The 25,903-nt window shown below is 51.9% G+C and carries 21 protein-coding genes; 4 read left to right on the top strand and 17 right to left on the bottom strand.

Going from position 1 to position 25,903, the window contains the following annotated elements:
• Positions 1-1,953, top strand: coding sequence for a MacB family efflux pump subunit (locus DDT52_RS09405; protein WP_136156122.1), 1,953 nt, complete (start codon positions 1-3; stop codon positions 1,951-1,953).
• A 219-nt stretch (positions 1,954-2,172) separates the two neighbouring features.
• On the opposite strand, the gene DDT52_RS09400 is transcribed toward DDT52_RS09405, so the two are convergent.
• From DDT52_RS09400 to DDT52_RS09385, 4 genes are all read right to left on the bottom strand, one after another.
• On the bottom strand, positions 2,173-3,465 hold the full coding sequence (locus tag DDT52_RS09400) for a TRAP transporter large permease (RefSeq protein WP_136156121.1): 1,293 nt from the start codon (positions 3,463-3,465) through the stop codon (positions 2,173-2,175).
• Between the two features lie 58 nt (positions 3,466-3,523).
• Positions 3,524-4,060, bottom strand: coding sequence for a TRAP transporter small permease (locus DDT52_RS09395; protein WP_136156120.1), 537 nt, complete (start codon positions 4,058-4,060; stop codon positions 3,524-3,526).
• A 109-nt stretch (positions 4,061-4,169) separates the two neighbouring features.
• Positions 4,170-5,207 carry a DctP family TRAP transporter solute-binding subunit gene (locus tag DDT52_RS09390; protein WP_247595509.1) on the bottom strand — a complete coding sequence of 346 codons (1,038 nt, stop codon included), beginning with the start codon at positions 5,205-5,207 and terminating at the stop codon, positions 4,170-4,172.
• Positions 5,208-5,307: 100 nt separating this feature from the next.
• Positions 5,308-6,075 carry an SDR family oxidoreductase gene (locus tag DDT52_RS09385; protein WP_136156119.1) on the bottom strand — a complete coding sequence of 256 codons (768 nt, stop codon included), beginning with the start codon at positions 6,073-6,075 and terminating at the stop codon, positions 5,308-5,310.
• Positions 6,076-6,475: 400 nt separating this feature from the next.
• Between DDT52_RS09385 and DDT52_RS09380 the strand changes: the two genes are divergently transcribed.
• Positions 6,476-7,729: an enolase C-terminal domain-like protein gene (locus DDT52_RS09380; RefSeq protein ID WP_048636072.1), complete on the top strand. Its 1,254-nt coding sequence runs from the start codon at positions 6,476-6,478 to the stop codon at positions 7,727-7,729.
• A 40-nt stretch (positions 7,730-7,769) separates the two neighbouring features.
• Here DDT52_RS09380 and DDT52_RS09375 read toward each other — a convergent pair whose 3' ends face one another.
• The 9 genes from DDT52_RS09375 to DDT52_RS09335 all read right to left on the bottom strand — a co-directional run bounded on the left by DDT52_RS09375 (position 7,770) and on the right by DDT52_RS09335 (position 20,505).
• Positions 7,770-8,489: a FadR/GntR family transcriptional regulator gene (locus DDT52_RS09375; RefSeq protein WP_136156118.1), complete on the bottom strand. Its 720-nt coding sequence runs from the start codon at positions 8,487-8,489 to the stop codon at positions 7,770-7,772.
• Positions 8,490-8,673: 184 nt separating this feature from the next.
• A complete protein-coding gene (gene cysM / locus DDT52_RS09370; RefSeq protein ID WP_136156117.1) occupies positions 8,674-9,561 on the bottom strand; it encodes a cysteine synthase CysM in 888 nt (295 codons plus the stop codon).
• Positions 9,562-9,775: 214 nt separating this feature from the next.
• Complete coding sequence (locus DDT52_RS09365; RefSeq protein WP_136156116.1) at positions 9,776-10,675, bottom strand: Dyp-type peroxidase; 900 nt, start codon at positions 10,673-10,675, stop codon at positions 9,776-9,778.
• A 126-nt stretch (positions 10,676-10,801) separates the two neighbouring features.
• On the bottom strand, positions 10,802-11,389 hold the full coding sequence (locus DDT52_RS09360) for an RpoE-regulated lipoprotein (RefSeq protein ID WP_136156115.1): 588 nt from the start codon (positions 11,387-11,389) through the stop codon (positions 10,802-10,804).
• 197 nt (positions 11,390-11,586) lie between these two features.
• The gene (locus tag DDT52_RS09355; RefSeq protein WP_136156114.1) at positions 11,587-13,254 is read right to left on the bottom strand and encodes an ABC transporter ATP-binding protein/permease; all 1,668 of its coding nucleotides are present in this window, start codon (positions 13,252-13,254) and stop codon (positions 11,587-11,589) included.
• Positions 13,251-16,022, bottom strand: a complete 2,772-nt coding sequence (locus DDT52_RS09350) for a M16 family metallopeptidase (protein WP_136156113.1) — start codon at positions 16,020-16,022, stop codon at positions 13,251-13,253. Before DDT52_RS09350 ends, DDT52_RS09355 begins: the two co-directional genes overlap by 4 nt.
• A 101-nt stretch (positions 16,023-16,123) precedes the next feature.
• Complete coding sequence (locus tag DDT52_RS09345) at positions 16,124-18,736, bottom strand: TonB-dependent receptor plug domain-containing protein (protein ID WP_136156112.1); 2,613 nt, start codon at positions 18,734-18,736, stop codon at positions 16,124-16,126.
• Between the two features lie 70 nt (positions 18,737-18,806).
• Positions 18,807-19,721 (bottom strand): TonB family protein, encoded by a 915-nt coding sequence (locus tag DDT52_RS09340; RefSeq protein WP_247595508.1) that lies wholly within the window; start codon positions 19,719-19,721, stop codon positions 18,807-18,809.
• Positions 19,722-20,079: 358 nt separating this feature from the next.
• On the bottom strand, positions 20,080-20,505 hold the full coding sequence (locus DDT52_RS09335) for a GNAT family acetyltransferase (protein WP_136156111.1): 426 nt from the start codon (positions 20,503-20,505) through the stop codon (positions 20,080-20,082).
• 189 nt (positions 20,506-20,694) lie between these two features.
• Here DDT52_RS09335 and hemF point away from each other — a divergent pair, with 189 nt between their 5' ends.
• Both hemF and DDT52_RS09325 read left to right on the top strand, forming a co-directional pair.
• The gene (gene hemF, locus DDT52_RS09330; protein WP_136156110.1) at positions 20,695-21,630 is read left to right on the top strand and encodes an oxygen-dependent coproporphyrinogen oxidase; all 936 of its coding nucleotides are present in this window, start codon (positions 20,695-20,697) and stop codon (positions 21,628-21,630) included.
• 6 nt (positions 21,631-21,636) lie between these two features.
• On the top strand, positions 21,637-22,092 hold the full coding sequence (locus DDT52_RS09325; protein ID WP_109054527.1) for a YaiI/YqxD family protein: 456 nt from the start codon (positions 21,637-21,639) through the stop codon (positions 22,090-22,092).
• A gap of 32 nt (positions 22,093-22,124) precedes the next feature.
• Here DDT52_RS09325 and DDT52_RS09320 read toward each other — a convergent pair whose 3' ends face one another.
• From DDT52_RS09320 to DDT52_RS09305, 4 genes are all read right to left on the bottom strand, one after another.
• The gene (locus tag DDT52_RS09320) at positions 22,125-22,838 is read right to left on the bottom strand and encodes an RraA family protein (protein WP_136156109.1); all 714 of its coding nucleotides are present in this window, start codon (positions 22,836-22,838) and stop codon (positions 22,125-22,127) included.
• 10 nt (positions 22,839-22,848) lie between these two features.
• On the bottom strand, positions 22,849-24,150 hold the full coding sequence (dctA, locus tag DDT52_RS09315) for a C4-dicarboxylate transporter DctA (protein WP_136156108.1): 1,302 nt from the start codon (positions 24,148-24,150) through the stop codon (positions 22,849-22,851).
• A gap of 100 nt (positions 24,151-24,250) precedes the next feature.
• Positions 24,251-25,132: an amidohydrolase family protein gene (locus DDT52_RS09310; RefSeq protein WP_136156107.1), complete on the bottom strand. Its 882-nt coding sequence runs from the start codon at positions 25,130-25,132 to the stop codon at positions 24,251-24,253.
• Positions 25,133-25,164: 32 nt separating this feature from the next.
• Entirely contained in the window at positions 25,165-25,890 is a 726-nt protein-coding gene (locus DDT52_RS09305) for a PIG-L deacetylase family protein (protein WP_136156106.1), read from the bottom strand.
• Positions 25,891-25,903: the final 13 nt, after the last annotated feature.

The raw sequence follows: 25,903 nt of genomic DNA, 5'->3' as shown, positions 1-25,903 counted from the left end.
ATGTCCACGCCATTACTCAAGCTGACCAATATCACCCGGCGCTTCGCCAACGGCGAACAGGCCGTCACCGTATTGAAAAACATCAACCTGACGATCAATCAGGGTGAAATGGTTGCGATTGTCGGCGCATCGGGTTCAGGGAAATCCACGCTGATGAACATTCTGGGCTGTCTGGATAAACCGTCGGCAGGCGATTATCTGGTCGCCGGACGCGCCGTAGGTCAACTGAACAACGATCAGTTGGCTGAACTGCGCCGGGAACACTTTGGTTTTATTTTCCAGCGTTACCATTTGCTGGGCGATCTGACCGCACAAGACAATGTCGAAGTCCCGGCGATTTATGCCGGAAAAGGCCGCGAGGCGCGGCGTCAGCGGGCGGCAGAACTGCTTACCCGGCTGGGGCTGGAAAACCGCCTCAATTACCGTCCTAACCAGCTTTCAGGCGGCCAGCAGCAGCGGGTAAGTATTGCCAGGGCATTGATGAACGGCGGCGGCGTCATTTTGGCGGATGAGCCAACCGGCGCGCTGGATACGCAAAGCGGCAACGAAGTGCTCAATATTCTTGGCGACCTGCATGCGCAGGGCAATACGGTCATCATCGTGACGCACGATATGCAGATTGCGGAGCACGCTCAGCGGATCATTGAACTGCGCGACGGGGAGGTTATCGCCGATCGTGAGACAAAACCGGCGACCACCCCGCGCTCACGTCAGGAAACGTTCACTCCGCCCGTGACCTCTGCGTTGAATCAGTTCAGGGATCGCTTCGTCGATGCCTTCAAAATGGCGCTGCTGGCCATGAACGCCCAGCGAATGAGAACGTTTCTGACCATGCTGGGGATCATCATTGGCATTGCGTCGGTGGTCTCGGTCGTGGCGCTGGGCAAAGGCTCTCAGGAACAGGTACTCGCTGATATCAATTCCATGGGCACCAGTACGCTGGAAATTTTCCCCGGTAAAGATTTTGGCGACATGAACGCCAGCGCGATCCAGACATTACGCGCCAGTGATATTTCCCCCCTGTCACAGCAGTCCTATGTGCACAGCGTGACGCCATCCATCTCAACCAGCGTCACGCTACGCTACGGTAATATCGCGGTATCCGCGAGTGTCTCCGGCGTAGGTGAACAGTTCTTTACCGTGCGGGGCTACACGGTAAGCCGCGGCATCATTTTTCCCCGCAGCAGCGTTGATAATCTGACGCAGGACGCCGTGATTGATGAAAACACCCGTGACAAACTCTTTCCTCACGGTGAAGATCCCATTGGGCAAGTGATTCTGCTGGGTTCGCTTCCCTGCCGGATTATCGGCGTGGTCAGCAAGAATAAAAGTGGGTTCGGGAGTGATGAAAATCTGAACGTCTGGGTGCCCTATACGACGGTCATGAAACGGATGGTCGGACAGTCATACCTGAAGAGCATTACTATTCGGGTTAAAGACGATATTGACATGAGCGTTGCGGAACAAGGCATTACACAACTTCTGACGCAACGGCACGGCACAAAAGATTTCTTTGTCATGAATACCGACAGCATCCGCCAGATGATAGAGAAAACCACCACGACCCTGACGCTGCTCATTTCAATGATCGCGTTGATCTCGCTGTTGGTCGGCGGGATTGGCGTGATGAATATCATGCTGGTTTCAGTCACCGAGCGTACCAGGGAAATTGGCGTGCGCATGGCGGTAGGCGCCCGAACCAGCGATATCATGCAACAGTTTCTCATTGAAGCCGTGCTGGTTTGTCTGTTCGGCGGCATGCTGGGCGTCGCGCTTTCTCTGGCTATCGGCGTGGTATTTAGTCAGTTCAGCAGTAACTTCGCGATGGTCTATTCCAGTACATCCATTGTGGCTGCCTTCCTGTGCTCCAGCCTGATTGGCATCGTCTTTGGCTTTTTCCCTGCCCGCCGCGCCGCGCGGATGGAACCCATTCATGCGCTGGAGCGGGAGTAAGGCTGAAATCACGCCTCTGCGGCCCCCACTATAGGCCGCAGAGGCGCTGTTCAAAAACGCGCCAGCCTCATTTTTTTCTGGCACGGACGACTGACCGTCCGCTGCCTGAAACGACCATCAACTGAATAAAAAAACAAACCCTGGTGTTAGCAATAATTAAATAATAAATATAATCAACTAATTTTATTAATTTACTATAAAACAACCATCTTATTACTCTCAGGATGTTAGCCATGCCAACGGGACCATGACCAACTGCGGGAAAATCACCAGCAGGAATAATACGACGAACTGGGCCAGCACAAACGGCCACACGCCCACCAGAGCCTGATTCATAGAAAGTCCGGCAATTCCCCTGACCACATTTAACACATTCCCGGCTGGCGGTGTTAATAATCCGATCGCGTTATTCATAATAAACAGTACGCCGAAATAGACAGGATCAATACCAGCCTGTACCACAACTGGCAATAATACCGGGGTGAGAATCAGAATGGTTGGCGTGAAATCCATAAACATTCCGATGATGATGATAATCACCATCATGATCAACAGCATCACCATCGGCTTATCACTAAAAGGACGTAACATATCGGCGAATTCCGCCGGAATATTGGCAACGGTGATCATATAAGCGGATAGCATTGCGGCAGCAACCATCAGCATAATCACCGCGGTTAATTTGGCGGCATTCAGACACAATTCAAAAATATGACGTAACTTTATTTCCCGGTAAATCACGACGCCGACAAAAAGCGAATAAACGGCGGCAACAACCGCAGCTTCTGTCGGTGTAAATAGCCCCATCCTCAAACCGACAATAATAATCACTGGCAGCATTAGCGCCCAGACACTACGACGTGTTTCGTGCCAACGGTCACGCAAACTGACTTTCGGAAAAACTTTCAACTGACCTATTTTATCAGTACGCCCCATCAAGATATACCAGGTCACTACCAGAGAAAGAGCCATTAATAAACCGGGCACAATACCGGCCATAAATAATTTCGTAATAGAAACGTTGCCAATAATTCCAAATAAAATCAACCCGACTGACGGCGGCAACACCGGGGCAATAACACCGCCAGCGCCCAGCAAACCAGCAGAACGTCCCAGATCATAACCCCCCGCCCGCATCATCGGTAATAGCATGGCAGCCAGCGCGGCAGTGTCGGCCACTGCCGACCCGGACAGACTAGCCATAATCAGTGCGGCAAAAATGACCACATAACCAAGCCCGCCGGGAACATGGCCGACCCAAGCCACCGCCAGATTGACAATACGCTTTGACAATCCGCCCGCCAGCATAAACTCACCGGCCAGCAGGAAAAAAGGGATCGCCAGCAATGCAAAATTATCAGCGCCAGGAATAATGGTTTGAATAATAATTTGTGGATCAAACATCCCCTGGGACACCATTAACACCACACCACTGAGCAACAGTGCGAATGCCACTGGAACGCCTAATGCCAGAGCACCTAACAGGGTGATAATAAATAGGGTTATAATCATATTTTATCCTAAATTAACTGACAGTCTAATATGGTGGCATATGGCGAATCACACCGAATTATTCTATTTCAGTATCTATCTCTTCGGATTTCTTTTTCCCACCGGGCGCCATTGAGTATTCATCCTCACTGACTTTATTCATCAATAATCGAAAAATATTATAAATATATATTAACGCCATACTTCCTGATGAAATATAAATCACCCCATAGACTAACAGTAGCGGAATACCGCTGACCGGAGCAGGATCGTCGACAAATAATTCATGTTGTAACCAGAAACCATAAAACATCAGTACACAGCACACCATAACCAGTAATTGCGTTATCCCCCAGCATATTTTTCGAGATAATCGGGGTAATAGCTGCTGTACGGTATCCACACTTAAATGACGCTGATCGCGCGATGCACTAATAACACCTAAAAAAATCACCCAGAAAAAGCAGAACCGAGATAGTTCGTCAGACACAGGAAAGCCGGAATGAAAACCATATCGCATAACCACATTGCCAAAAACCATCACCACCATACTGATGATGCATATCACCAAGATAATATCCACTAATCTGAATAATTTATTTATGATATAAGCCATATATTCCTCGTTACCAGTACGGCTATCGGTACAGAAATATTTATCTTCTATGTATTAAGGTCCGGCACACCGCCGCCGGACCACAGTAAAAACCGTTTAGCCACTCACTTTATTGTACTGTCTGCTGGCGAACTTTCTCTATCTCATCAATAAATTTTTTGACAAAATCAGCGCCGATAATATCGGTATGTTTTTCGATAACCGGCTTAACGACGGTACGGATTTTATCCAGCTCTTCTGGCGGAAGAACGCTGATTTGCATACCAGCCTGTTCCAGTTGATTAACGGCATCGTCAGCCTGACGTATTTCTTCGGCGCGCTGAAATACCTGAGTTTCCTGAGCAACTTTATGAATAATATCCTTCTGCTGAGGGGTAAGCGCATCAAACCATTTCTCAGCCACTACCAGCACTACCGGGGTGTAGACATGACGAGTAACGGTAAAATATTTTTCGACCTCATATACTTTGTTCTGGTACATATCAACCACCGGATGCTCATGCCCATCCAGTACCCCTGTTTCCAACGCCGTAAAAACTTCGGTATAAGAAAGAGGAACCGGATTCATACCGATAGCCTGGAAACTGTCGATCGCCACTTTCGTCGGCATCACGCGAATCTTCAGCCCTTTCATATCGGCCATGGTATTCACCGCATGTTTATTGTTAGCCAGGTCACGAAATGCACCGCCGCTCCACGTTAATCCATACAGCCTGAGTTTCGACAGATTCTTCAGCATCTCCTGTCCAACGGGACCATCCAGGACGTTGGCGACTTCGTCATGATTCTGGAATAAGAAAGGAAAGTCGAAAATCTGCAACGTTTTTTGTCGGCCGGCCAACGGCGAAACGGATCCCAGATAAAATTGCTGTACGTTGCTTTGGGTAGCCTGCAACATCTGTTGCTCCGATCCCAGCGAAGCAGAACCGAAAACATCAATTTTAATTTCGCCATTGGTGGCTTTATTGACTTCATCGGCAAATTTCTGCATGGCAATGCCGCGCGGATGATGATCGGTAAAGCTGTGTCCCAACCGGGCTGTTTTTACGGTCTGAGCACTACCCATCTGGGCAAAGGTTACGCAACAGAAAGTAATCGCCGCGATCAGTCCGGTTTTCTTTAATCCGACAAACGGTTGAAATGGCATAGTAGACTCCGTATTTATTATCGGTCAGAGGTATTTGTTATCATTATCGGTGCCGCCGGTGCGGGGACAGGAAATCGCGCCCTCGTTACCAGAGGAAAAATTACAATACGGCCAGCCAGCCACCATCAACATAGACGATCTGTCCATTCACATAGTCCGAAGCGGATGAGGACAGATAAATCGCCGTACCGATCAACTCTTCCGGATGACCCCATCGTTTAGAGGGGTTGCTGGCTTTCACCCAGGCGTCAAACTCCTGATTTTCAATCAGCGCCGTGTTCATGTCGGTAAGAATGTAACCTGGGCCGATAGCGTTGGTCTGAATATTAAACTCCGCCCATTCCGCGGCCATGGAGCAGGTGAGCAATTTAATCCCTCCTTTGGCGGCGGTATAAGGCGCGACAGTAGGACGGGCAGCCTGACTGGTGAGTGAACCAATATTGATGATTTTCCCGCCCTTTCCCCGTGCAATCATGCGTTTTGCCGCCGCTCGTGAAACAATAAATGTGCTGGTCAGGTTGGTATCAATCACGCGTTGCCATTGTTCCAGCTCCAGATCGACCATCGGTTTACGATATTGGATACCGGCGTTATTGATCAGGATGTCCACTTGCAGGCCTTGCTGATCCAGCGCGGCGAATGCACTTTCTACAGCGTCTTCGCTGGTGACATCAAAGGCTATGCTATGTGCCTGATATCCTTTTTCGCACAGTTTTTGTACTGATTCATCCAGTAACGTTTCTCGTATGTCGTTTAAGATCACACGGGCGCCGGCAGTGGCTAGCCCTTCAGCATAGGCCAAACCCAGACCACGCGCGGATCCCGTGATCAGTGCCGTTTTTCCAGTCAAATCAAACAGAGCAGACATAGAAAATCCTCATTTTTATCATTAAGAGAGATGAACGCCATTAACTTGTATGACATCACTCATATTTAACTTGTTCTACGATTACTTTTAAATCAACAGACATCGGTTAATTTTGCAGAACCGATCACAAAACTAACTTACACTTCTTTGTCTGCATTAAAAATATTAAATTAATATTTTGATTTTAATCAGTTATTTTTCATTTTGAATGAAAGGACATAATACTTAAAAGCTTCTTCAACAATTAATTGAACAATGATATAACTAAAACCAACTTGTAGGACGACTACTGACATTACAACAAAAATAGCGAGACGTTGGTTGTTGGTGGAAAGCCGGACATACAACTGCGCACTGGACAATGAAATATAATATTTAACTTTAAAAATAAGGAGTTACTGTGAGTAATATAAAGATTACCGCGGTGAAGACCATCCTGACAGCGCCAGGCGGTATTGACCTGGCGGTAGTGAAGGTTGAAACCAGCCAACCGGGTCTTTATGGGCTGGGCTGCGCGACCTTTACCCAGCGCATTCATGCGGTTAAAACGGCTATTGATGAATATATGACGCCTTTCCTGATCGGTAAGGATCCAACGCGTATTGAGGATATCTGGCAGTCTGCCTGCGTAAGTGGTTACTGGCGCAGCGGCCCGATTATGAATAATGCGCTATCGGGCGTGGACATGGCGCTGTGGGACATCAAAGGCAAACTGGCCGGGATGCCGGTCTATGAGCTGCTTGGCGGCAAATGTCGTGATGGCATTCCATTGTATGTTCATACCGATGGTGGCGACGAGTTTGAAGTCGAAGACAATGTCCGTGCCCGCATGGAAGAGGGATATCAGTATGTCCGTTGCCAGATGGGTATGTATGGCGGGGCGGGTACCGACGATCTGAAACTGATAGCCACCCAGTTGGCACGGGCGAAAAACATCCTGCCTAAGCGTTCTCCGCGCAGCAGCACGCCGGGTATCTATTTCGATCCGGAAGCCTATGTGAAAAGCGTTCCGCGTTTATTCGAACATCTGCGCAACAAACTCGGCTTCGGCATCGAGTTTATCCATGATGTCCATGAGCGTGTGACGCCGATTGCCGCTATCCAATTGGCAAAAACATTGGAACAATATCAATTATTTTACCTCGAAGACCCGGTAGCGCCTGAAAATATCGACTGGTTGAAGATGCTGCGCCAACAGTCCTCCACACCGATTTCGATGGGAGAGCTATTTACTAATATCAATGACTGGAAACCGCTGATCGCCAATAATCTGATTGACTATATTCGCTGCCACGTCAGCACAATAGGCGGTATTACGCCAGCGAAGAAACTGGCAACGTTCAGTGAAATTCATGGCGTGCGAACAGCCTGGCACGGCCCCGGAGATATCTCACCGGTAGGTGTTTGCGCCAACCTGCATCTGGATTTGAGCGTAACCAATTTTGGCATTCAGGAATACACGCCAATGAACGAGGCGTTGCGTGAGGTCTTTCCCGGTTGTCCAGAGATAGAGCAAGGCTATGCCTATCTGAGTGAACGTCCTGGATTGGGAATCGATATCGATGAGAATAAGGCTGCGCAATATCCTTGTATTGGCGGTATTCCGTCCTGGACAAATGCCCGCACCCCGGATGGTACGGCGTCTCGTCCTTAAGCGGTCAAGCAATGGCTGCTAAGCAGCCATTTTCAAACACTCATTCGGCGGCATCTGATTCCTGCTGCTTCAGCTTTTCAATTGCTGTCACATTCTCTGACATCGCCTCATCAAGCACCGCGACAGCCGTTGAAGAGTCGCGGTTCTTAATCGCCATAAATACCTTGATGTGAGCCTCGACGCTCTCAAGTGAGATACCGAGCGCGCGATTCAATTCTTCCAAATAATAGTAGTAAATATCCTTAATGGAATTCATCACATTATAAAAAACTTTATTCTGAGAAGCTTTCGCGATAGCCAAGTGAAAATCGAAATCGGCCTGGGAATATTTTTTATAATCGTCTTTGTTTATCAGCATACGATTCAATGCCTGTTCCAGCGCCGCAATATCCTCTGCGGTGGCATTCTGAACCGCTAACTCCATGCATTTGAATTCAACGGTTTGACGAAATACCATCATGTCATGAAACTCTTCTCTGCTGAGATGCATGATCGGCTGCTGTTCATTGAACAAACTATGGTAATTGAGATTTTTGGTAACGAAACTGCCTTTCCCCTGTTGGGTAATCACAATACCCAGATCGCGTAATCGCTGTACTGCGCTGCGGATGCTGACACGGCTAACGTTGAATGAGGCCGTAAGTTCAGACTCAGAGGGAAGTTTACAGCCCGGCGGCCAACTGCCATCCAGCAGTTTTTCCTTAATCTGCTCATAAACGGCATTGACCACACTGTGTTTCTGGATTGATTTAATGCTCATGAAGCCTATCGTATATAAGTTGTCCTACAACATATTATTGATATAACATGCGGGGTGCGGCATGTGAAGTCTTCGCTGCTGTTTGTGTTCTGAATCTAACTGAAAATTGACCGCACTCACTCTTAAATCCCTTTCCTGGCGTGCCATGGCATTATATGGACATGACTCCATCCTTGTTCTGCTTTCAGAAAGCATCAAACACGTCCGTTGATAAATAGCGATCGCCGCGATCGCAGGCTATCGCCACAATCATACTGCCCGGATTTTCTGCCGCCAGACGTAATGCGCCGGATACGGCCCCGCCGGTGCTGACGCCGCAAAAAATGCCCTCTTTACGCGCAAGCTGACGTAGCGTGTTCTCCGCATCCGGCTGCGACACATCCATGATGCGATCGACGAGATCGGCGCGGAAAATCCCCGGCATATAATCCGCGGTCCAGCGACGGATGCCGGGAATATGGCTACCTTCCGCGGGCTGTAATCCTACCGTGCAGATTTCATGATTCTGCTGTTTCAGATAGCGGCTGACGCCGGAAATGGTGCCGGTGGTTCCCATGCTGGAAACAAAATGCGTTAATCTACCCGACGTTTGCCGCCAGATTTCCGGGCCGGTGGTTAAAAAGTGGGCGAGCGCGTTATCCGGATTATTGAATTGGTCGAGGATTTTGCCCTCGCCCGACTGCGCCATCTGACGAGCTAAATCGCGCGCGCCCTCCATTCCCAACTGGCGGTTGACCAGCACCAGTTCCGCGCCATAGGCGCGCATCGCCATCTGACGTTCATGGCTCATATTTTCTGGCATCAGCAGACGCAGGCGATAACCTTTCACCGCCGCAATCATCGCCAGCGCAATGCCGGTATTCCCGCTCGTCGCTTCAATCAGCCGGTCGCCGGGCGCGATCTCACCGCGTTTTTCCGCCTGCTCGATCATGGAAAGCGCGGCACGATCCTTGACTGAGCCCGCCGGATTATTGCCCTCCAGCTTCAGCCAGATTTCGCTGTCCAACCCCTGCGTCAAACGCTGTAACTTCACCAGCGGGGTATTGCCAATACAATGCTCAAGTGTTGTCAAAAAACCTATCCCCGTAAATATCATGTTCGACGCTTGTCAGATGTCCACCGCCTCCTAAATGCCCCGGTTATCATACCCCGTTATTCATCATTCGGACTACTGCTGACGGATTTGTACAGATAGCCGCGATATGGCGGCGAGAGAGGAAGAGAGCGGTAAGACAGGCCGCCCCGCCATAACGACCATGACGGGACGGCTGCAAGAACAGGAGGGATTACAGCGTCAGCAGACGAGTCAAAGAAGGCGCAAAGAAATAGCTGCCGCTCACGGCGCGGGTAAAGCGCAGCATGTCGTCGCGCTTGCCGTCCCGCTCACCAAACATGCTGAGCAATTGCTGCTCGATATTGTGCAAGCGCGCACAATAGGCAATGAAGTACAGCCCATGTTTACCGCTTGCCGTACCGTAAGGCAGGCTCTGACGCAGGATCTTCAGCCCTTTTCCGTCTTCTTTCAAATCAACGCGGCTGAGATGAGAGGTGACCGGGCGCTGTTCAGCATCGAGCTCTGCATTATCCTGCTTGGTCCGGCCAATTATCTGCTCCTGTTGTTCAACGCTAAGGCGCTGTAACTGCTTCAGGTTATGCTCCCAGCGTTGGACAAAAACATAGCTGCCGCCTGCGTCGGGTTGATCATCGGGGATAATCGCCACCGTTTGACGATCTTCACCCTGCGGATTCTCCGTACCATCAACAAAACCGCTCAGGTCACGATCGTCTACCCAACGGAAGCCATGCGTTTCTTCTTCAACATGAATGGCATTGCCAAATGCCGCCAGCGCGGCCTGCGCCAGGCTGAAATTGACATCATGCCGCAGTGACTGAATATGGATCAGCAGATCGCGCTGGGTTGCCGGCGCCAGACCTTTGCCCAATGGCGTGAAGGACTTGAGCTCCGCCGCGCTGTTTTGGCAATCCAGATCGCGCCAGATATCATTGCCAAACGCCAGAACCGCGCCCAGTCCGGCATCAGGAAACTGCCGCTGCAAGTCCGACAGTGTCTGACAAAACTTTTTGCATCCCTGCCGGATGGCATCAAATTCCCCCTGGACCATGGCTTCCATAAAAATGGCAAAACGGCGATGCTCCAGCAAAATACCGCTTTGAATTGGTGTCATTTCTGCTCCCTCAATGTCAGATTCTTCTTTTGTTGTTATTTTTAATACGGTTGCGACGTCGGATGCCGACGCAATGCCGCTATCATACCGGAAGATGTCTGATTTTTACTTTGCGTGAAAACAAAATTAGTCTCGTGCCTGCGCATGCCAGACAATCTTGCTCACCCGCCAGCCCTGGAGAATATCGTCGGACGGCATCAGCCCCTCCGGCCCGCTCCATTCGCCTGAAAACAGGTAGCTGACATGTTTACTTTGCGGCGCGACGCACTCGACGCTTTGCGCGTCATCGCCCTGCCCCAGCTGACATGAACCAAATGCCTTGCTGTAAGACGAGGCAAAGGTATCCCCGAGTTTGACGCCCCACGCGCTGTTGATCGCGCTATCCATTACCTCAACTTTCTGGACGCTGCTGCGGGGCTTGCCGCTGATGACCAGCTTCACGTCCTTGCCGTCCAGCGCCTGATAAAACGCCACCAGTTGACCATCGGACGTGCCCATACCGCTGCGCAGCTGATAACCACCATTCAGTGCTTTTTGCAAAGCCGCTTCGGACAACGGCGTTCCCGCATTAATGCCGCCGACGCCCGCATCCGATACCTGCAATGCGCTGCCGAACCAGTTAAACGGCGACAAACTGGACCAGGAAAAATTGGCCAGCGTACCGCATCCGGTCAGTAATAACGGTAAACCCAATAGCAGGGGGCGAAATCTCATTACATTTACTCCTCAATATTGAATGGCGTCTATCTTTAACCGTCATCACCTGATGAGGTGTTTGAGTATCAGGTCGACGGAAAGTGCCGTAAAAAACAGGATAGTCACGGTGAGGATTATAGGGACAATGCGATGAGAAACCTACTCGCCCGTTGGTTTCCGGCGATCGGGGAAACCAACGGACAAAATAAACCCTATCAGGCGTGTTGAAACGCCGTCAGGTCATATTGGTGAGGGAACATATCATCCAGTTCATTCTGATGCGTGACCGCGACCACCGTACACATCGGCAATTCCTGTTTGATCAGCAACAGCAGCTTCCTCGCCGACGCATGGTCAAGGTTGCTGGTGGCCTCATCCAGATACAGCGTTTCCGGTTTGGCGATCAGCGCGCGGGCGAACGCCAGCCGCTGCCGCTCGCCGCCGGAAAAAATCCGATCCCAGCTCCGTTGCTCGTTTAGCTTGTCGCGCCAAACGCTCAATCCGACTTTATCCAGTACCTGACTCAGATATTCGCTGTCAGCCAGCGCGGGCTGCGGGTAGCACAGAATTTCCGCCAGCGAGCCATGGCCCAGATAGCTTTGCTGAGGCAACAGTAAACTGCGTCCTTCAAGCGCCTGCCACTGACCGTCGTAATAAGGCCAGAGTCCGTTCAGGGTACGCAGCAGCGTCGATTTTCCTAATCCGCTATGCCCGGAAAGTTTGCTCCAGCTCCCCGCTTCACAGCTAAACATCACATTTTGCAGCAACGGGGTTCCCTGCGGCGTCGCAAAAGAGAGTTTGTCCACCTGTAGCCGTTCACCGACCGGGACGTCCCCTGCTTCGGACTGACAACGCCGAATCTCCTGTTTGAACTGGCTGAGACGCTCCATACTGGCGGATAGCGTCACCATCTCAAGATACATGCGGATAAACCAGCTCAGCGCGATATGCACCTGATTAAACGCGCCGCGGATCTGCATCAACCCGCCCAGCGTCACCGTTTTACTGAGAAACGCCGGCAGCGCGGCGAACACCGGTACAATCTGGCTGACGCGCATATAGCCGGTGGTGAAAAAACCCAGATTACGTTCGGCGTTCATAAAGCGCCGCCAGTTGGACACGATAAAGGAGAAATGGCGTTTGAGGTACAATTTCTCCTGTTGCTCGCCGCCATACAGCGCGATTTGTTCGGCGTTATCATGCTTGCGCAGCAGCGCGGCGCGGAAATCCGCTTCGGCACGCTGCTTTTCATAATTAATGCCGTGCAGTTTCTTACCAATAACATGGGTCATCACGCTGCCAAACAGCGTGTAAAGCAGCACCACCCAGACCAGATAACCTTTGATCACCCACTCCTGCCCGAACAGGGTAAAACGCTGAACGCCCGAGAGTTCCCACAGAATAAACAGGAAAGAGGAAAGCTGCGCCGACACGATCAAAAATGAGACCGACAGGCTGACCACCTTGTCCACGAACAGATTGATATCCTCGGCGATACGCTGATCCGGGTTATCGATTTTGCCGTTCAGCGACATGCGATAGAACGCTCGTTTCGCCATCCAGCTATTGACCAACTCCTCGGTTAATACGCTGCGCCAGCGGATAATCAGCAGCTTGGTGAACCATTCCTGATGGACGAACACCACGATATAAATCAGGATGTAAATGCCATAATCTTTCATCAGGGAAAACAGCAGGCCGCTGTTGAATGCCCCCAGCGCATCGTAAAACGCTTTGCTCCATTCATTAATGAGCACATTGAGATAGACGATCATCCCACCCATCGATACCGCCACCAGCAATAACAGCCATGCCTTCCAGCTTCCCGCGCCCCACCAGAAAGGACGGCAGAGATCGCCAAGCTGCGCCATAATTTTTTTCATTCCTGCGCCTCGCGTGGCAATGAGATATACAGAACGCTATTCTGCGGATTGAACAACCGTGCCGACATGGCGCGCACGCCTTCCAGCGTAATGCTGTCCGCCAGTTGGGCGGCATCGGTCAAATAACGAGGATCGTCATAGTGGCGATAGCTCAGGATCAGACGGCGCTGTATGGTCGTGAGATCGTGCCGGCGTCCTTGTTCAGCGCGAATAAACTGCTGCTTTTGCTCATCCACATCCTGCTGGGTAATCTTCGCCGGCAGTTCCGCGAACCCCCGCTCCGCCAGTTGCCACAGCTCCTGCGCCCGTTCAGGCGCGCTGGTGAAACTGACTTCGGTTTCAATGCGCTGCCGAGTGTCCTCCAGCCCGCTGTCCAGTCGCATGCGATAAATGCCGAGCGCATCGTCACGCAGGCTGGCTTTGAGATATTTATCCGCCAGATTACGGGCGATACTCACCTGAACCGCCGCCTGCGGCGTCCAGGTATAAGGCGTGAAGCTCCAGGTACGAATATCGGCGCGGGGCTCAATGCTGATTGCTGACGAGGCTTCGTGTCTGCCTTCCCGCGCCAGATGAGATCGGATCTCTCCGATCGGACGGCGCGGAATCGACGCCAGATAACGTTCAACCTGCGGTAACAGCTGTTCGCCGTCCATATCGGCCAGCAGATAATAAGTCACGGGTGCGGCTGAAGCCTGATGCCACTGCGCCAGCAGCGTGGAGGCCGTGAGCTGCTTTAACTGGGCAATTTCCGGCTCCTGCCAGGCAGGATGACCAAAACGCAGCGTGGCTATCTCGCGCGAACGCATATCCATCACCGATTGTTCGCTGTTTATCCGCTGGCGCACCAGCCGCATCATGCTCTCTTTCATCACATCAGGATCAATTCCCGGGGAAACATTCAACGCACGATAGAAGCCCAGCAGATCGGCCAGTTGCTCGACCGATGCCTGACCGCTCATCGTTAACCGATCCGCATCCTGATTGATACTCAGCGACAGTGATTTTTCCTGTTTCCAGTTTCTCAGATCTTCCGCACGCCAGTCGGCCGGGCCACTCTGGGAAACCAGCTGGCTTGCCAACTGTGATTGCCATGGATTCAGCGAACTTGCCAGGTATCCTGCCTGACTCATCGCGGTCAGATAGATCTTTTTGTCAGCCTCTGGCGTACGCAGCCATACCACGCGATCGCCGTTACTGAGCTGCCACTGCGTCACGTTTTGTTCAGCAAATATTTTTACCGCCGTACGTTTCCCGCTTTGCGTGACGAAAGGCAGTTCAGGGATAACTTTCGCCTCCGGAACGCGCGGCGGCGCCAGCGCCGCCATCGTCCACTGTTGTTGCTGTGCGCGGATAGCATCGGGCTGAGGCAATGTGAAAGGGGCAGCGCCAGGCACGCTGAACTGGACCAGCGTATCGGTTGCAGACAACCAGTTTTGCAGGTGTTTATTGACGTCCTGCGGCGTAATGGAGGCCAAAATACCCATCGCTTCCTGAGCACGCTGCCGGCTCCCGACATACTGGCGTCCTTGCAGCCAGACTGTCGCCAGTTGCTGCACCCAATCGGCAAAATAGCGCGCCTCAGGTTGGTTAACCATCTGCTGAGCGGCCTCACGTATCTCGGATTTGATGTCAATAATGTCGCGCTCGCGCAGCGGATAACGTTTTACTCTTTCCAGCTCTTTCAACAACACGGACAGCGCGACATCATGCCCTCCCGGCATGACATCCGCGAAAAGTCCCAGCGCCACCGTGGTCTTGCCAATATCCGATTTACGCACCACCAGACTACCGACTTCCGGCGGCAGATCCGCTTTCTGGCGGCGCACCTGGCGACTCAAGGCAGAAAGGGTAATCTGATTAAGCAGACGATGACGAAGATTTGACCGACCGTTAGCGCCGTTATCCTCAAAGCGATAGACAAACGACACCTGACTGCTGCCGCTCTGGCTATCCTGCAACCGCATCACGTTCAACTGTGGTTGTAAACGCGGTTCATAATAGTCCCGCAGCGGGACGGCAACGTTCGGCAAAGCCGAAAAAACGCGCTTAATCTCGCGCTCCGCTTCTTCTATCCGCACATCGCCAATCAGCAACAGACGCATATTCGCCGGGCGATACCAGCGTTGATAAAACGTCTGCAACACGCTGACCGGCGTTTCTTTAATCGATTGTTCCGAGCCCATCACCGGGCGGGAAGGGTAACGAGAACCATGGCGAATAGCCTGTACACGCTGCTGGTTCATCCGCTCCGCCACGCCCAGTTTGCCACGCCACTCTTCGAGAATAATTTTACGCTCATCGTCCAGATCGCGCGGTAGCAGGCTGGCGTGGCCGACCATTTGGTTCAGCGCCTGCAACGTAAACGCGAGATCGCGACCGCCCGCCGGCGGACTCATCATGTACGTCGTCCGCTCATAGTTGGTCATGGCGTTATAGTGCTGCGCCCTCACCCACCCCTGCTGATGCAGGGCGGTGCTCACGCCCTGTGGGAAAGCCTCGCTGGCGCGGAAAACCATATGTTCCACCATATGCGCCACGCCGGACTCATTATCCAGCTCATCAACCGAACCCACTTCGACGCTCAGGCGGATATCCACCCGTTTATTCTGTCCTTCCAGCGGCACCAGCGTATATTTAAATCCATTCGCCAATACGCCTTCTTTTATTATCGGCAGCGGACTCTTTATTTCATCAGCCTGGCTGATAGCGCTGGCGATTAACAGACTGACGGTTATCGCCAGCCGATAAAATGTCTTCCAATTCATAACGACCTTTCATTTTTGTTATTTTCACGCTGAGGCTGTCCGCGCATGCCGAAAAGCCTTATCCCGCTACGCCGGACAATCGGCGTAGCGGGTATCGGGTGTTACCAGGTGTAGGCGACGCCCAGCCAGAACTGGCGGCCGGGTTTGTAGGAGACAACACTGGTATTGGAATTTGCAAAGGTCTGAGAGGTTTCCACTACGTTATCAAGCACGTTCAGCACATCCAGCGTAATATCCACCGTCTGGTTTTTATAGACCGGCTGCGAGTAGGCGAAACGCCAGTCATAAGAGAAGAAATCGCTATACTGCACTCCGGTATATATGGTCGGCCTGATGGCCTCACCAGAATAATCACCGCACAAGGCATCGGCCCCAGGGCAAGTGATATAGCCTGAGTTGAGATATCCTTTATAGCCGGAGGTGTAACTCAGCCGCTGCCCCCAGGTCAGACGCGCGGCGGGGAAATAGGTATCCACATTCAGGAACGCCTTCCACGGCGTGTTGAAGTTCAGAGGATCCATATCGCGTCTCTGCATCAGCTTTTCGTTAAAGATGACCCAGACATCATCCTGATTACTATTGTCGTCATAAATCATCTGAGAACTGGATTTGTTCTTCATGATATTGGCGCCCAGCGCCCACTTCACTTCCGCCCACTGGAACTTATACGGACTGATCGGCTCAACCGTCAGAGAGAAGGTATTGCCCTCGGTGCTGGCGCTGTTGCTCAGGTAATAGTGCCATTTATTATTGGCATCACGATAACTTTCCTGGCCGAACTGCTCACGGCCTTTACGATGCACCCATTTTACCGTCCAGATGGTATCCATCACACGCTGTGACAGCCCCAGATTCAGTTCATCGCTGAACGGCGTATTGAGACCTGAAACATCATAAGTCGCCACGTTGGGCGTAACTGGCGCATTCCAATCACCACTTGTGGTGCGCGATTGGGTATAGCGTTCGTTGATCCCGGAACGCAACTTATAAGCCAGCATATTCTGCGCGTAATAGCGGTTGGCGCCGCCGAACACGCGGGTGGAACGATCGCCAAACACATCATAAGAGGCGGCCAGACGCGGCGCGATATTCAGATTTTCCAGATAATCGTCATAAGACAGGCGCACGCCCGGCGTCACCTCCAGACGTCCAAACGTGATGCTGTCCTGAAGATATGCGGCATAGTTGGTATAATCGCCTTTAACAGAACGTGCCGGATATACCGTGCGGAAGTAAGCGAACTGTTCGCCATCAATACACATGGCATCACCCGCCTGACAAACCACACCAGCGTTGACATAGTTTGCATTGGCAGACACCTGGCCGACATAAACATCGCTGAAGCGGCGATATTGCGCGTTATAAAAATCCATCTGCCAGCCGAAATCCAGCTGATGCTGCGTGCCCCATAAGGCCAGCGGATTCAGTTCGTAATCCTGTTTCAGCGTGGTGGTGTTTTTTTCCGTGGCATAGGTGCCGTACCCGCCGATCTGGGAAGTGTTAGCCGACGTTTGCCAGTCAAGCGAGTCAGAAGTAAAACCGAGTGTCGGGCTGTAGTAAACCCAGCTAATGAACTCATTGGATTCATGTTCGATCTTGTTCTGCTCATGCTGATATCCCGCCAGACTGGTCATTTTCCCCCAGTTGGCGTTATGCTCCCATTCAATATTGAAGCGATAACCGCCCCCGTTATTGGTATAGGAACCGTCTTTCACATTTTGCTTGTAATATTTGGACTCATGCGGCGCGTACATGCCGGTCAGGCGCACGGTATCGCCGTTGTCGGTCAGGTAAGTGCCTTTCAACAGGTAGGTTTCGGCAATTCTTTCCTGATCCGTCCACTGATCCAGCCAGGTGTGATAGTACGGGATATCTGACTGCTGGCGGTTATAGGCAAAAATAAAGCCCGCCTTATCGCTCAACGGTTGGTTAAAGGTGGCGGTGTAAAACTGCTTCTTGAACTGCGGTTGGTAATAAAGCTGGGTTGCTGATTCAAAATTTTCCAGATTGTCCACGTCAACATGATAACGCGTCCAGCTATCGCGCGTGGTGCGATAGGAAACTTTACCCGATACCTTACTCAGATCCGGATCTTTCAGCTTGGCGTCTACCACCCCGCCGGTGAAATCGCCGTATTTGGCAGAAACATTACTGTCAAATACCTCCAGTTGCTCAATCAGTTCGGAATTAATCCAAAAGGATTGCGCACCGCCAGCCGGTAAATCCCACGGGTTATAACCATCGGGATTTTTAGGCAATCCCGTCTCCTCATAACTCCCGCCGCTGGCCCCGGGATTCAGATTATTATTGTTCGACAGACCATCGATCATGTAGTTGTTCTGGTAAAACTTCTCGCCGTGAAACGAGACATTCTCCGGTGCGATTTCCCCCGGCGTATTGCTATTTTCCGCCACTTTGGAAAACTGCACGTTGGGATTGTTTTTCAGCAATTCCGTCATCGATCCATTGCCGGTCGGCAACTTTTTAATCTGCTCCGCGCTCAGGATCTGCGTCCCCATCGACTGACTGGTCGGCGTGGAACGGACTAAAATCGTATCTTCCTCTTCATCCCCGGATGCGTCATCCAGAGAATCATCCTCTGTTTCAACATCCGTTTTCTGCTGATTGTTATTGGTTGACGTATCATTCTGCTGTGCGAGCGCCGGCCCGGCTAATAATGCCAACAGCATCACTAAATAGACGTTTTTTTCCATTTATTCAAAATCCCCAGTGAACTTTATTATTTGAAAAATAAACTTATTGTTTTAATTAACGCGTTTAATGCTAATTATCGAACTGAATACGACCATCCAGTTTGAAAACAATGGAAACGACCTGATTTTCAACAGACGTCTGCGTTTGATAACGCCACCGCGCCATGTCTTTCACCACGTCATCGCCAAAGACACCATCAGGGTTTTCCGACAAAACCCGGATATTGGTCACCGTACCGCTGCCGGTGATATCGAATTTGACGCGAACTTTACCCTCAACGCCCATGGCTTTCGCCCGGGCGGGGTAGTTCACGCGACGATGCAGCGCCTTCAACCTTTGGGTATTCGCACTGCCCGCGCCCTGTTTCGCCTGGCCGCTGTCACTTTCTCCCGTCTTCGCGGTCACAGCGCCGGAGGACATAGCGGAAGTCGATGACGAATTAAGCGAAGGGGTATCGCTGACCTCACGCGCGGCGACTTGAGAAGGGGGTTGTTTTTCTACCGGTTTTACCTGCGATTGTTGGGAAACGCGCGTTTCCTGACGTGTCTTTTCAGGCGGTTTTTTCTCACGCGCCAGCGGCTTTTTTTCGACCGCGGCAGTGACGGGCTTAGGTTCGGCGACAGGCAGTTTAATGACCGCGGTTGGCTGGCTGGGTAAGGTCACTGAGGGTTCGGGTATGCTGACCTGTACGACGGGGACGGGTTGTTCTGAAAGCTCGGCAGACGGATCCGGCAAAGCGATAGCGGATGGCATCATCATGACTTGCATGCTTCCACCTTCGCTACCCGCCATTTTCTCCACATTTTCCTGTGGAGAATAGCGCCAGAGAAATAGCATCACTAAAACCGCGTGAGCAAGAAGCGATAACGTAAAAAACGTCGCGGAACGCCAGCCAGACCGGTATCCCAGCGGTCCTGTAGTCAGATATGGATGAGTAAAAGAGGCTGCCTGAGTCCCCGATACATGAAGATTGTCACTACGCACGATCCAGCTCCGTCTTTTTAACAACAATTCCCTGGGTTACAGCGTTGGTCACAATCTTCCAGGCGATAAAAATGCCGGCGTTATTCCCGCTAACACGGCGTTGCCCGCCACATATGGCGGGATAGCGAGATTAACGCTGTACAAATTACATTCGCGAATAATAATACAAATGAGAATTATTTTACAAATAAAAGCTATTCGTAAACTAAATAAAATATATAAACGATCACAAAAACAGAAAGTAACAATATGAATTAGTTATGGATGAAAAGAGATGCGCTAGCGGCGGCGCATCCGGCTTTCTTTCAAGAGGGCGCCAGGCTGAGGAAAATGTGTGGGCTACGAATATGAGGTTATCTTAATACTCCTGATCCTCAATCAGGCGTTTTCCCAGCGTTACGCTGTCAACGATTTCGTAATCAAGCTTTTCGTACATGCCGATAACGGCGTCATTATCTTCCCGCACCATCATATGGATCTTGGGACAACCGCGGGCAATGAGTTTTTTCTCCAGCCGACTGATCAAGGCATTGGCAATACCGCGGCCGCGATAATCCGGATGTACGCCAAGATAGTACGCGGCGCCACGATGCCCATCGTATCCGCCCATCACTGAACCCACCACTTCGCCACCCACTTCCGCGACCAGAAACAGATCCGGGTCATGATTCAGCTTACGTTCAATATCCATTTCGGGATCGTTCCACGGACGCAACAAATCACAGCGTTCCCAAAGGGTGATCACTTCTTCAAAGTCATCTTGCCTGAATATGCGGATTTCCATCACGTTCGCCACTTTGTAATTAGGTCTGTTCTGATTATCGCGTGATTTTTGTCAGACGCAATCTCAAATTGCGGTTCACCGGCGGAGGCCATCACGCGCTGGCGCCGCGACCGTCTTTATCGCGCATCAATAATCGTTATACTGGCCGCATTTGTTGCCCGACTTCGGACCGGATAAAAGGATGTGCGCATGTCAACCATCAGTGCTGTAAAACAATTTCTGCTTAATTTGCAGAATGATATCTGCCAGCAGCTCGCCGACGCAGATGGCACAACCGATTTTGCTGAGGATATCTGGCAGCGGGCCGAGGGCGGCGGCGGACGCACCCGGGTGTTATCCGGCGGCGATGTCTTCGAGCAGGCCGGGGTTAATTTCTCTCATGTCGCCGGCCGTTCGCTTCCGCCATCCGCCAGCGCCCACCGCCCAGAGCTGGCGGGCCGCAGCTATCAGGCGATGGGCGTATCACTGGTCATTCACCCGCAGAATCCCTATGTTCCCACCAGTCATGCCAACGTGCGGTTCTTCATCGCGGAAAAACCGGGTGAGGATCCCGTATGGTGGTTTGGCGGCGGCTTCGATCTGACGCCGTTTTATGGCTTTAAAGAAGACGCGGTGCACTGGCACAAAACCGCGCGCGATCTGTGTCGCCCGTTTGGCGCCGATGTCTATCCGCGCTATAAAACGTGGTGTGACGACTATTTTTTCCTGAAACATCGAAATGAGGCGCGCGGCATTGGCGGGCTGTTCTTTGACGATCTGAACACTCCTGATTTTGATACCGCTTTTGCCTTTACCCGTGCGGTCGGCGAAGGATTTCCGGATGCTTATCTGCCAATTGTCGAACGCCGCAAAGCGCTACCGTGGGGAGAACGGGAACGCGAATTCCAGCTTTATCGCCGCGGACGTTATGTCGAGTTTAATCTGGTGTGGGATCGCGGTACGCTGTTTGGCCTGCAAAGCGGCGGGCGTACCGAATCGATTTTAATGTCCATGCCGCCGCTGGCGCGCTGGGAATATCAGTATCACCCTCAGCCCGATAGCCCCGAAGCCGCACTGTACCGGGATTTCCTCCCGGTCAGAGACTGGCTGGACAATGATGACGACAATGTCGCCGAAATGGAGTAACACACTATGCAGATTTGGGTTGATGCCGACGCCTGTCCCAATGTCATCAAAGACGTGCTGTACCGCGCGGCGGAGCGTACGGAAACGCAGACCACGCTGGTGGCCAACCAGTCGCTGAAAGTGCCGCCGTCGCGTTTTATCCGCACGCTGCGCGTTTCAGCCGGGTTCGATGTCGCCGATAACGAAATTGTTCGCCGCGTCGGACCAGGCGATTTAGTCGTAACCAGCGATATCCCGCTGGCAGCCGAAGTGATCGAAAAAGGGGGCATCGCGTTAAATCCCCGCGGCGAACGCTATACGCCCGATACCATCCGTGAGCGGCTTAACATGCGGGATTTCATGGATACGATGCGGGCCAGCGGGATACAAACCGGCGGCCCGGCGACGTTGAGCCAGCGCGATCGGCAGCAGTTCGCCAACGAGCTGGACAAATGGTTGCATCAGCTCAGGGGGAAGCCATAAATCTTGCCTCCGCCCCGGCTGACTCCTGACGTTCAGCCGATATAACCGGCGCGATGATAGGTGCCGTCTATTATTTCACAGCGTTGATCCGTCAGCTCACGATCGACCCATGAACGCTCGGCCTGCCCGGCTTGGGTAGCCGCCAGTTTTTGGCTGTCGCGGATTTGATACTTCCGCGCCTCCTCCAGTAAAGACGCGGCGTCAGCAGAGGCGATAGCAATCACGCCATCCCCGTCGCCGACGATAATATCGCCTGGATTCACCATAATACCGCCGCAGGAGATCGGAACATTGACCTCCCCCGGTCCCGATTTAAACGGCCCGCCCGGGGTGCTGCCCGTGCCATAAACCGGCAGCGTCATGTTCTGAATGCTGTACAAATCACGCACCGGGCCATCCAGCACGATACCCGCCGCCTGTTGCAGCCCGGCGTAGGTAATCATGATTTCCCCCATCAACGATTGATTTTCCGCGCCGTCATTTGATACCACCAGCACATCGCCGGCGGATAACATATTCAGCGCCTTGTGCACCATCAGGTTATCGCCGGGTCTGGCCTTTACCGTCAGCGCCACCCCGACCATATTGTCGCGCATCGGCGCGGACAGCAGACGGATCCGGCTCTGCATGGCGCTGAGCCGCCCCATGCAATCCGCGATATTCGCCACCGGAATGGTTCTGAATTGTTCAACCAATTCCCGGGCAGGTAAGTCACGCCGCGTAAACACCCTGAATCCAATACTCATTATCGTTACCTCATTCTTCTTTGATGAGCCGGGAATGCTGGTTTGACGAACCAGTCCGTTCCGCCTGAAACGTCTTCTGCATCATTTCTCTGTCCAGCACGCCGTCCCATACCGACACAATAATGGCGGCGATACCATTGCCGATGAGATTCACAATCGCCAGTCCGGTACCGACAAACCGGTGAATGCCCAGAATCAGCACCATCCCCGCGACGGGAACCACCGGCAGTACGATAAGCGTACTGGTCAGCATGACAAACGCGGCGCCGGTGATGCCGGCCGCGCCTTTTGATGTCAGCATGGCCACCAGAATCAGAATGATCTGGCTGGTTAACGTCAGTTCCGTATTGGTCGCCTGCGCAATAAACAGAATCGCCATCGTCATATAAATATTGGTGCCGTTGAGATTAAAGGAATAACCGGCCGGTACGACCAGCGCGACAACCGATTTAGGACAACCCATCCGTTCCAGTTTTTCCATCAGGTGCGGTAATACAACGGAAGACGATCCGGTGCCGAGAATAATCAGCAATTCTTCTTTGATATAACGTAAATAGGCCAGCAGACTAAAACGGCAGAACCAGGCAATAAAACCGTAGACCGCCAGCACGAAGGTAATTAATAAGACATAGAACCCCAGCACCATTTTTATCAGGGGGATCAGCGACGACAGGCCATAAGCGCCAATGGTATAGGCTATCGCGCCAAAGGCGCCGATGGAGGAAAGTTTTGAAATAAGGTGAACATTGTGAAAGAAAACTCGTGATGCGCCTTCAACGAAGGTAAAAACGACTTTCCCTTTTTCCCCGATGGCCGACAGTGAATAACCAAACAAAATAGAAACCAGCAGGATAGCCAGTACATTGCCGGAAGAAAATGCATTAACAAAGGTTGAGGGGATAATGCTCATCGCAAAATCAACCAGATTAACGTCTTTCGCACTTTCCGTATATTTAGCTAATGCCGACGTATCCAACGTTGAGGGGTTAACGTTAAATCCCAGACCTGGCTGAATAATGTGCCCGCCAATCAAACCAACGATTAATGCGACGATGGAAATCACCGTGAAATAAATTAACGCCTTTCCTCCCACTCGCCCCAGTTCTTTCATGTCGCGCATGCCGGCAATGCCGACCACTACCGTACAGAAAATAATGGGGCCGATGATCATGGCGATCAGCTTGATAAATCCATCCCCCAGCGGTTTCATTTTGACAGCCAGATCGGGAAAGAAATAACCTAAAGATACGCCAATCACAATGCCGACAATCACCTGGAAATAAAGCTCTTTATAAAATGGTTTTTTTTTCATTTTTATCAGCCCAGTATCGTTATCCGGCGCTGTCTGATAGCCGTTCCGATTCAGACAGTGCCGAAGGTATTGACCGAATAACGAATCCCTTCATCCCGCTTTATTCGTGTATTTTCGGAAACCCGTAAAGACGCGCGGGATTATCAACCAGCAATTTCTGCCGCAACGCCGTATCAGGACAAAAATCGAGCATCAGATCGACCAGTTCGCCATCATTCGGCATATCGTTGCTGATATTGGGATGCGGCCAGTCGGTTCCCCACAATACCCGGTCTGGCGCAGTATCAATCAGCGCCTGTGCGAACGGGATCGCATCATTGAAGGGGCGCTTGCCAGCGGAAATACGCTCCGAACCGCTGACCTTTACCCAGGCCAGCGGATTATCCGCCAGCAGCCCGCGTAACTGGGTAAACGCCGCTTGCTCCAGGCCGCGTTCCGTTTTTACCCGCCCCATGTGGTCGATAATGAACGGCAGGCGGATCTTCTGTAGCACCTCGTCGTAGGTCAGGATATCCTGCGCATCCAGATGCAAAACCACATGCCAGCCAAAAGATTCAACCCGATCTAAAATAGAGAAGAAGCGCGGTAATTCCGGCGCCCCGCCCAAATGCTGAACGAAATTAAAACGGATCCCGCGCACGCCGCCCTGATCCAAACGTTCCAGCTCTTCATCGCTTTCAGATCCGTCGATCATCGCCACGCCAAGATAACGCCCTTGGCTGCGGGCAATGGCGTCCAGCATGGCGCGGTTATCGGTGCCATGACAGCTGGCCTGCACAATCACGGCGCGGGTGATGCCCAGCCAGTTGTGCAGTTCCATCAACTTTTCAAACGGCGCATCTTCCGGCGTATATTTTCGGTTGGCGCCGTAGGGAAAGGTATGGCCCGGTCCGAATACATGGCAGTGTGCATCACAGGCGCCGATAGGGAGCGCCGCTTTAGGTTTGACCGGATGCGGATCGGGAGCTTTACAGGTTTTCATAAGATGTTCCTCGCGCTGATTATTGTTGTTAGTTATGCCAGTTCGTTCGCTACCTGCGGGAAGATGCGCTGATAGCCTTCCGCATATTTAATTTTCAGATTGGAATTGCGTGATGCCTGTACGCCGCGCTGTAGCGCGACGCGGGTGTAGTATTCCCACAGATGCTCCTGTGCAGACATGCTTTCAAACGCCTGACGCTTGATTTCCCAGACGTCGCTGATATCAAGCAGTACCTGGGGTTTCCACTCGCACTGTTCCGGCTGATGCGGCTCAAATAAAAATACCGGCGGCGCGCCGATTACCGGCGTGTCCGGCTGATGACCGTGCGCCTGCGCGATAATTCTTGCTTCCTGCGCAATATGCGTGGCGAGCGGATGGTCGAAGTTATAAGGATCTTTTAATGAGTGGGAGAGGACGAATTCCGGGCGGATTTCACGGTATAACGCCGCCAGCTCAAACAGCACGGCATCGTTGACCCGCATGGGGTAATCGCCCACATCCAGAAAGCGAATATTCCCGGCCCCCAGGATCTCCGCCGCCTGTCGCGCCTCCTGTTCGCGGGCCTGTTTCACGGTCGCCATATCCATGCCGGGCTGACGCCACAGTTTGGCGGACTCACCCCGTTCGCCAAAAGAGAGGCAAACAATGTGAATGTCCCAGCCACGTTTCGCATAGAGCGCTATCGCGCCGCCCGAGCGCCAGACAAAATCGGCAGAATGCGCGCTGACTACCAATGCCGTTTTACGTTGTTCGTTCATATCTTCTCCTGGA

Source organism: Brenneria roseae subsp. roseae, assembly GCF_003115845.1.
Classification (GTDB): Bacteria; Pseudomonadota; Gammaproteobacteria; order Enterobacterales; family Enterobacteriaceae; genus Brenneria; species Brenneria roseae.
The sequence above is the reverse complement of the archived record's forward strand: the minus strand, read 5'-3'. Positions and strand labels throughout refer to the sequence as shown.

Excerpts from the sequence above, each read along its gene's own strand:
- DDT52_RS09350 (WP_136156113.1), bottom strand. The coding sequence starts at position 16,022 with ATGAATTGGAAGACATTTTATCGGCTGGCGATAACCGTCAGTCTGTTA.
- DDT52_RS09335 (WP_136156111.1), bottom strand. The coding sequence starts at position 20,505 with ATGGAAATCCGCATATTCAGGCAAGATGACTTTGAAGAAGTGATCACC.
- hemF (WP_136156110.1), top strand. The coding sequence starts at position 20,695 with ATGTCAACCATCAGTGCTGTAAAACAATTTCTGCTTAATTTGCAGAAT.
- DDT52_RS09345 (WP_136156112.1), bottom strand. The coding sequence starts at position 18,736 with ATGGAAAAAAACGTCTATTTAGTGATGCTGTTGGCATTATTAGCCGGG.
- DDT52_RS09310 (WP_136156107.1), bottom strand. The coding sequence starts at position 25,132 with ATGAAAACCTGTAAAGCTCCCGATCCGCATCCGGTCAAACCTAAAGCG.
- DDT52_RS09365 (WP_136156116.1), bottom strand. The coding sequence starts at position 10,675 with ATGACACCAATTCAAAGCGGTATTTTGCTGGAGCATCGCCGTTTTGCC.
- DDT52_RS09385 (WP_136156119.1), bottom strand. The coding sequence starts at position 6,075 with ATGTCTGCTCTGTTTGATTTGACTGGAAAAACGGCACTGATCACGGGA.
- DDT52_RS09360 (WP_136156115.1), bottom strand. The coding sequence starts at position 11,389 with ATGAGATTTCGCCCCCTGCTATTGGGTTTACCGTTATTACTGACCGGA.
- DDT52_RS09395 (WP_136156120.1), bottom strand. The coding sequence starts at position 4,060 with ATGGCTTATATCATAAATAAATTATTCAGATTAGTGGATATTATCTTG.
- DDT52_RS09390 (WP_247595509.1), bottom strand. The coding sequence starts at position 5,207 with ATGCCATTTCAACCGTTTGTCGGATTAAAGAAAACCGGACTGATCGCG.
- DDT52_RS09375 (WP_136156118.1), bottom strand. The coding sequence starts at position 8,489 with ATGAGCATTAAATCAATCCAGAAACACAGTGTGGTCAATGCCGTTTAT.
- DDT52_RS09325 (WP_109054527.1), top strand. The coding sequence starts at position 21,637 with ATGCAGATTTGGGTTGATGCCGACGCCTGTCCCAATGTCATCAAAGAC.
- DDT52_RS09400 (WP_136156121.1), bottom strand. The coding sequence starts at position 3,465 with ATGATTATAACCCTATTTATTATCACCCTGTTAGGTGCTCTGGCATTA.
- DDT52_RS09320 (WP_136156109.1), bottom strand. The coding sequence starts at position 22,838 with ATGAGTATTGGATTCAGGGTGTTTACGCGGCGTGACTTACCTGCCCGG.
- DDT52_RS09355 (WP_136156114.1), bottom strand. The coding sequence starts at position 13,254 with ATGAAAAAAATTATGGCGCAGCTTGGCGATCTCTGCCGTCCTTTCTGG.
- DDT52_RS09405 (WP_136156122.1), top strand. The coding sequence starts at position 1 with ATGTCCACGCCATTACTCAAGCTGACCAATATCACCCGGCGCTTCGCC.
- DDT52_RS09305 (WP_136156106.1), bottom strand. The coding sequence starts at position 25,890 with ATGAACGAACAACGTAAAACGGCATTGGTAGTCAGCGCGCATTCTGCC.
- dctA (WP_136156108.1), bottom strand. The coding sequence starts at position 24,150 with ATGAAAAAAAAACCATTTTATAAAGAGCTTTATTTCCAGGTGATTGTC.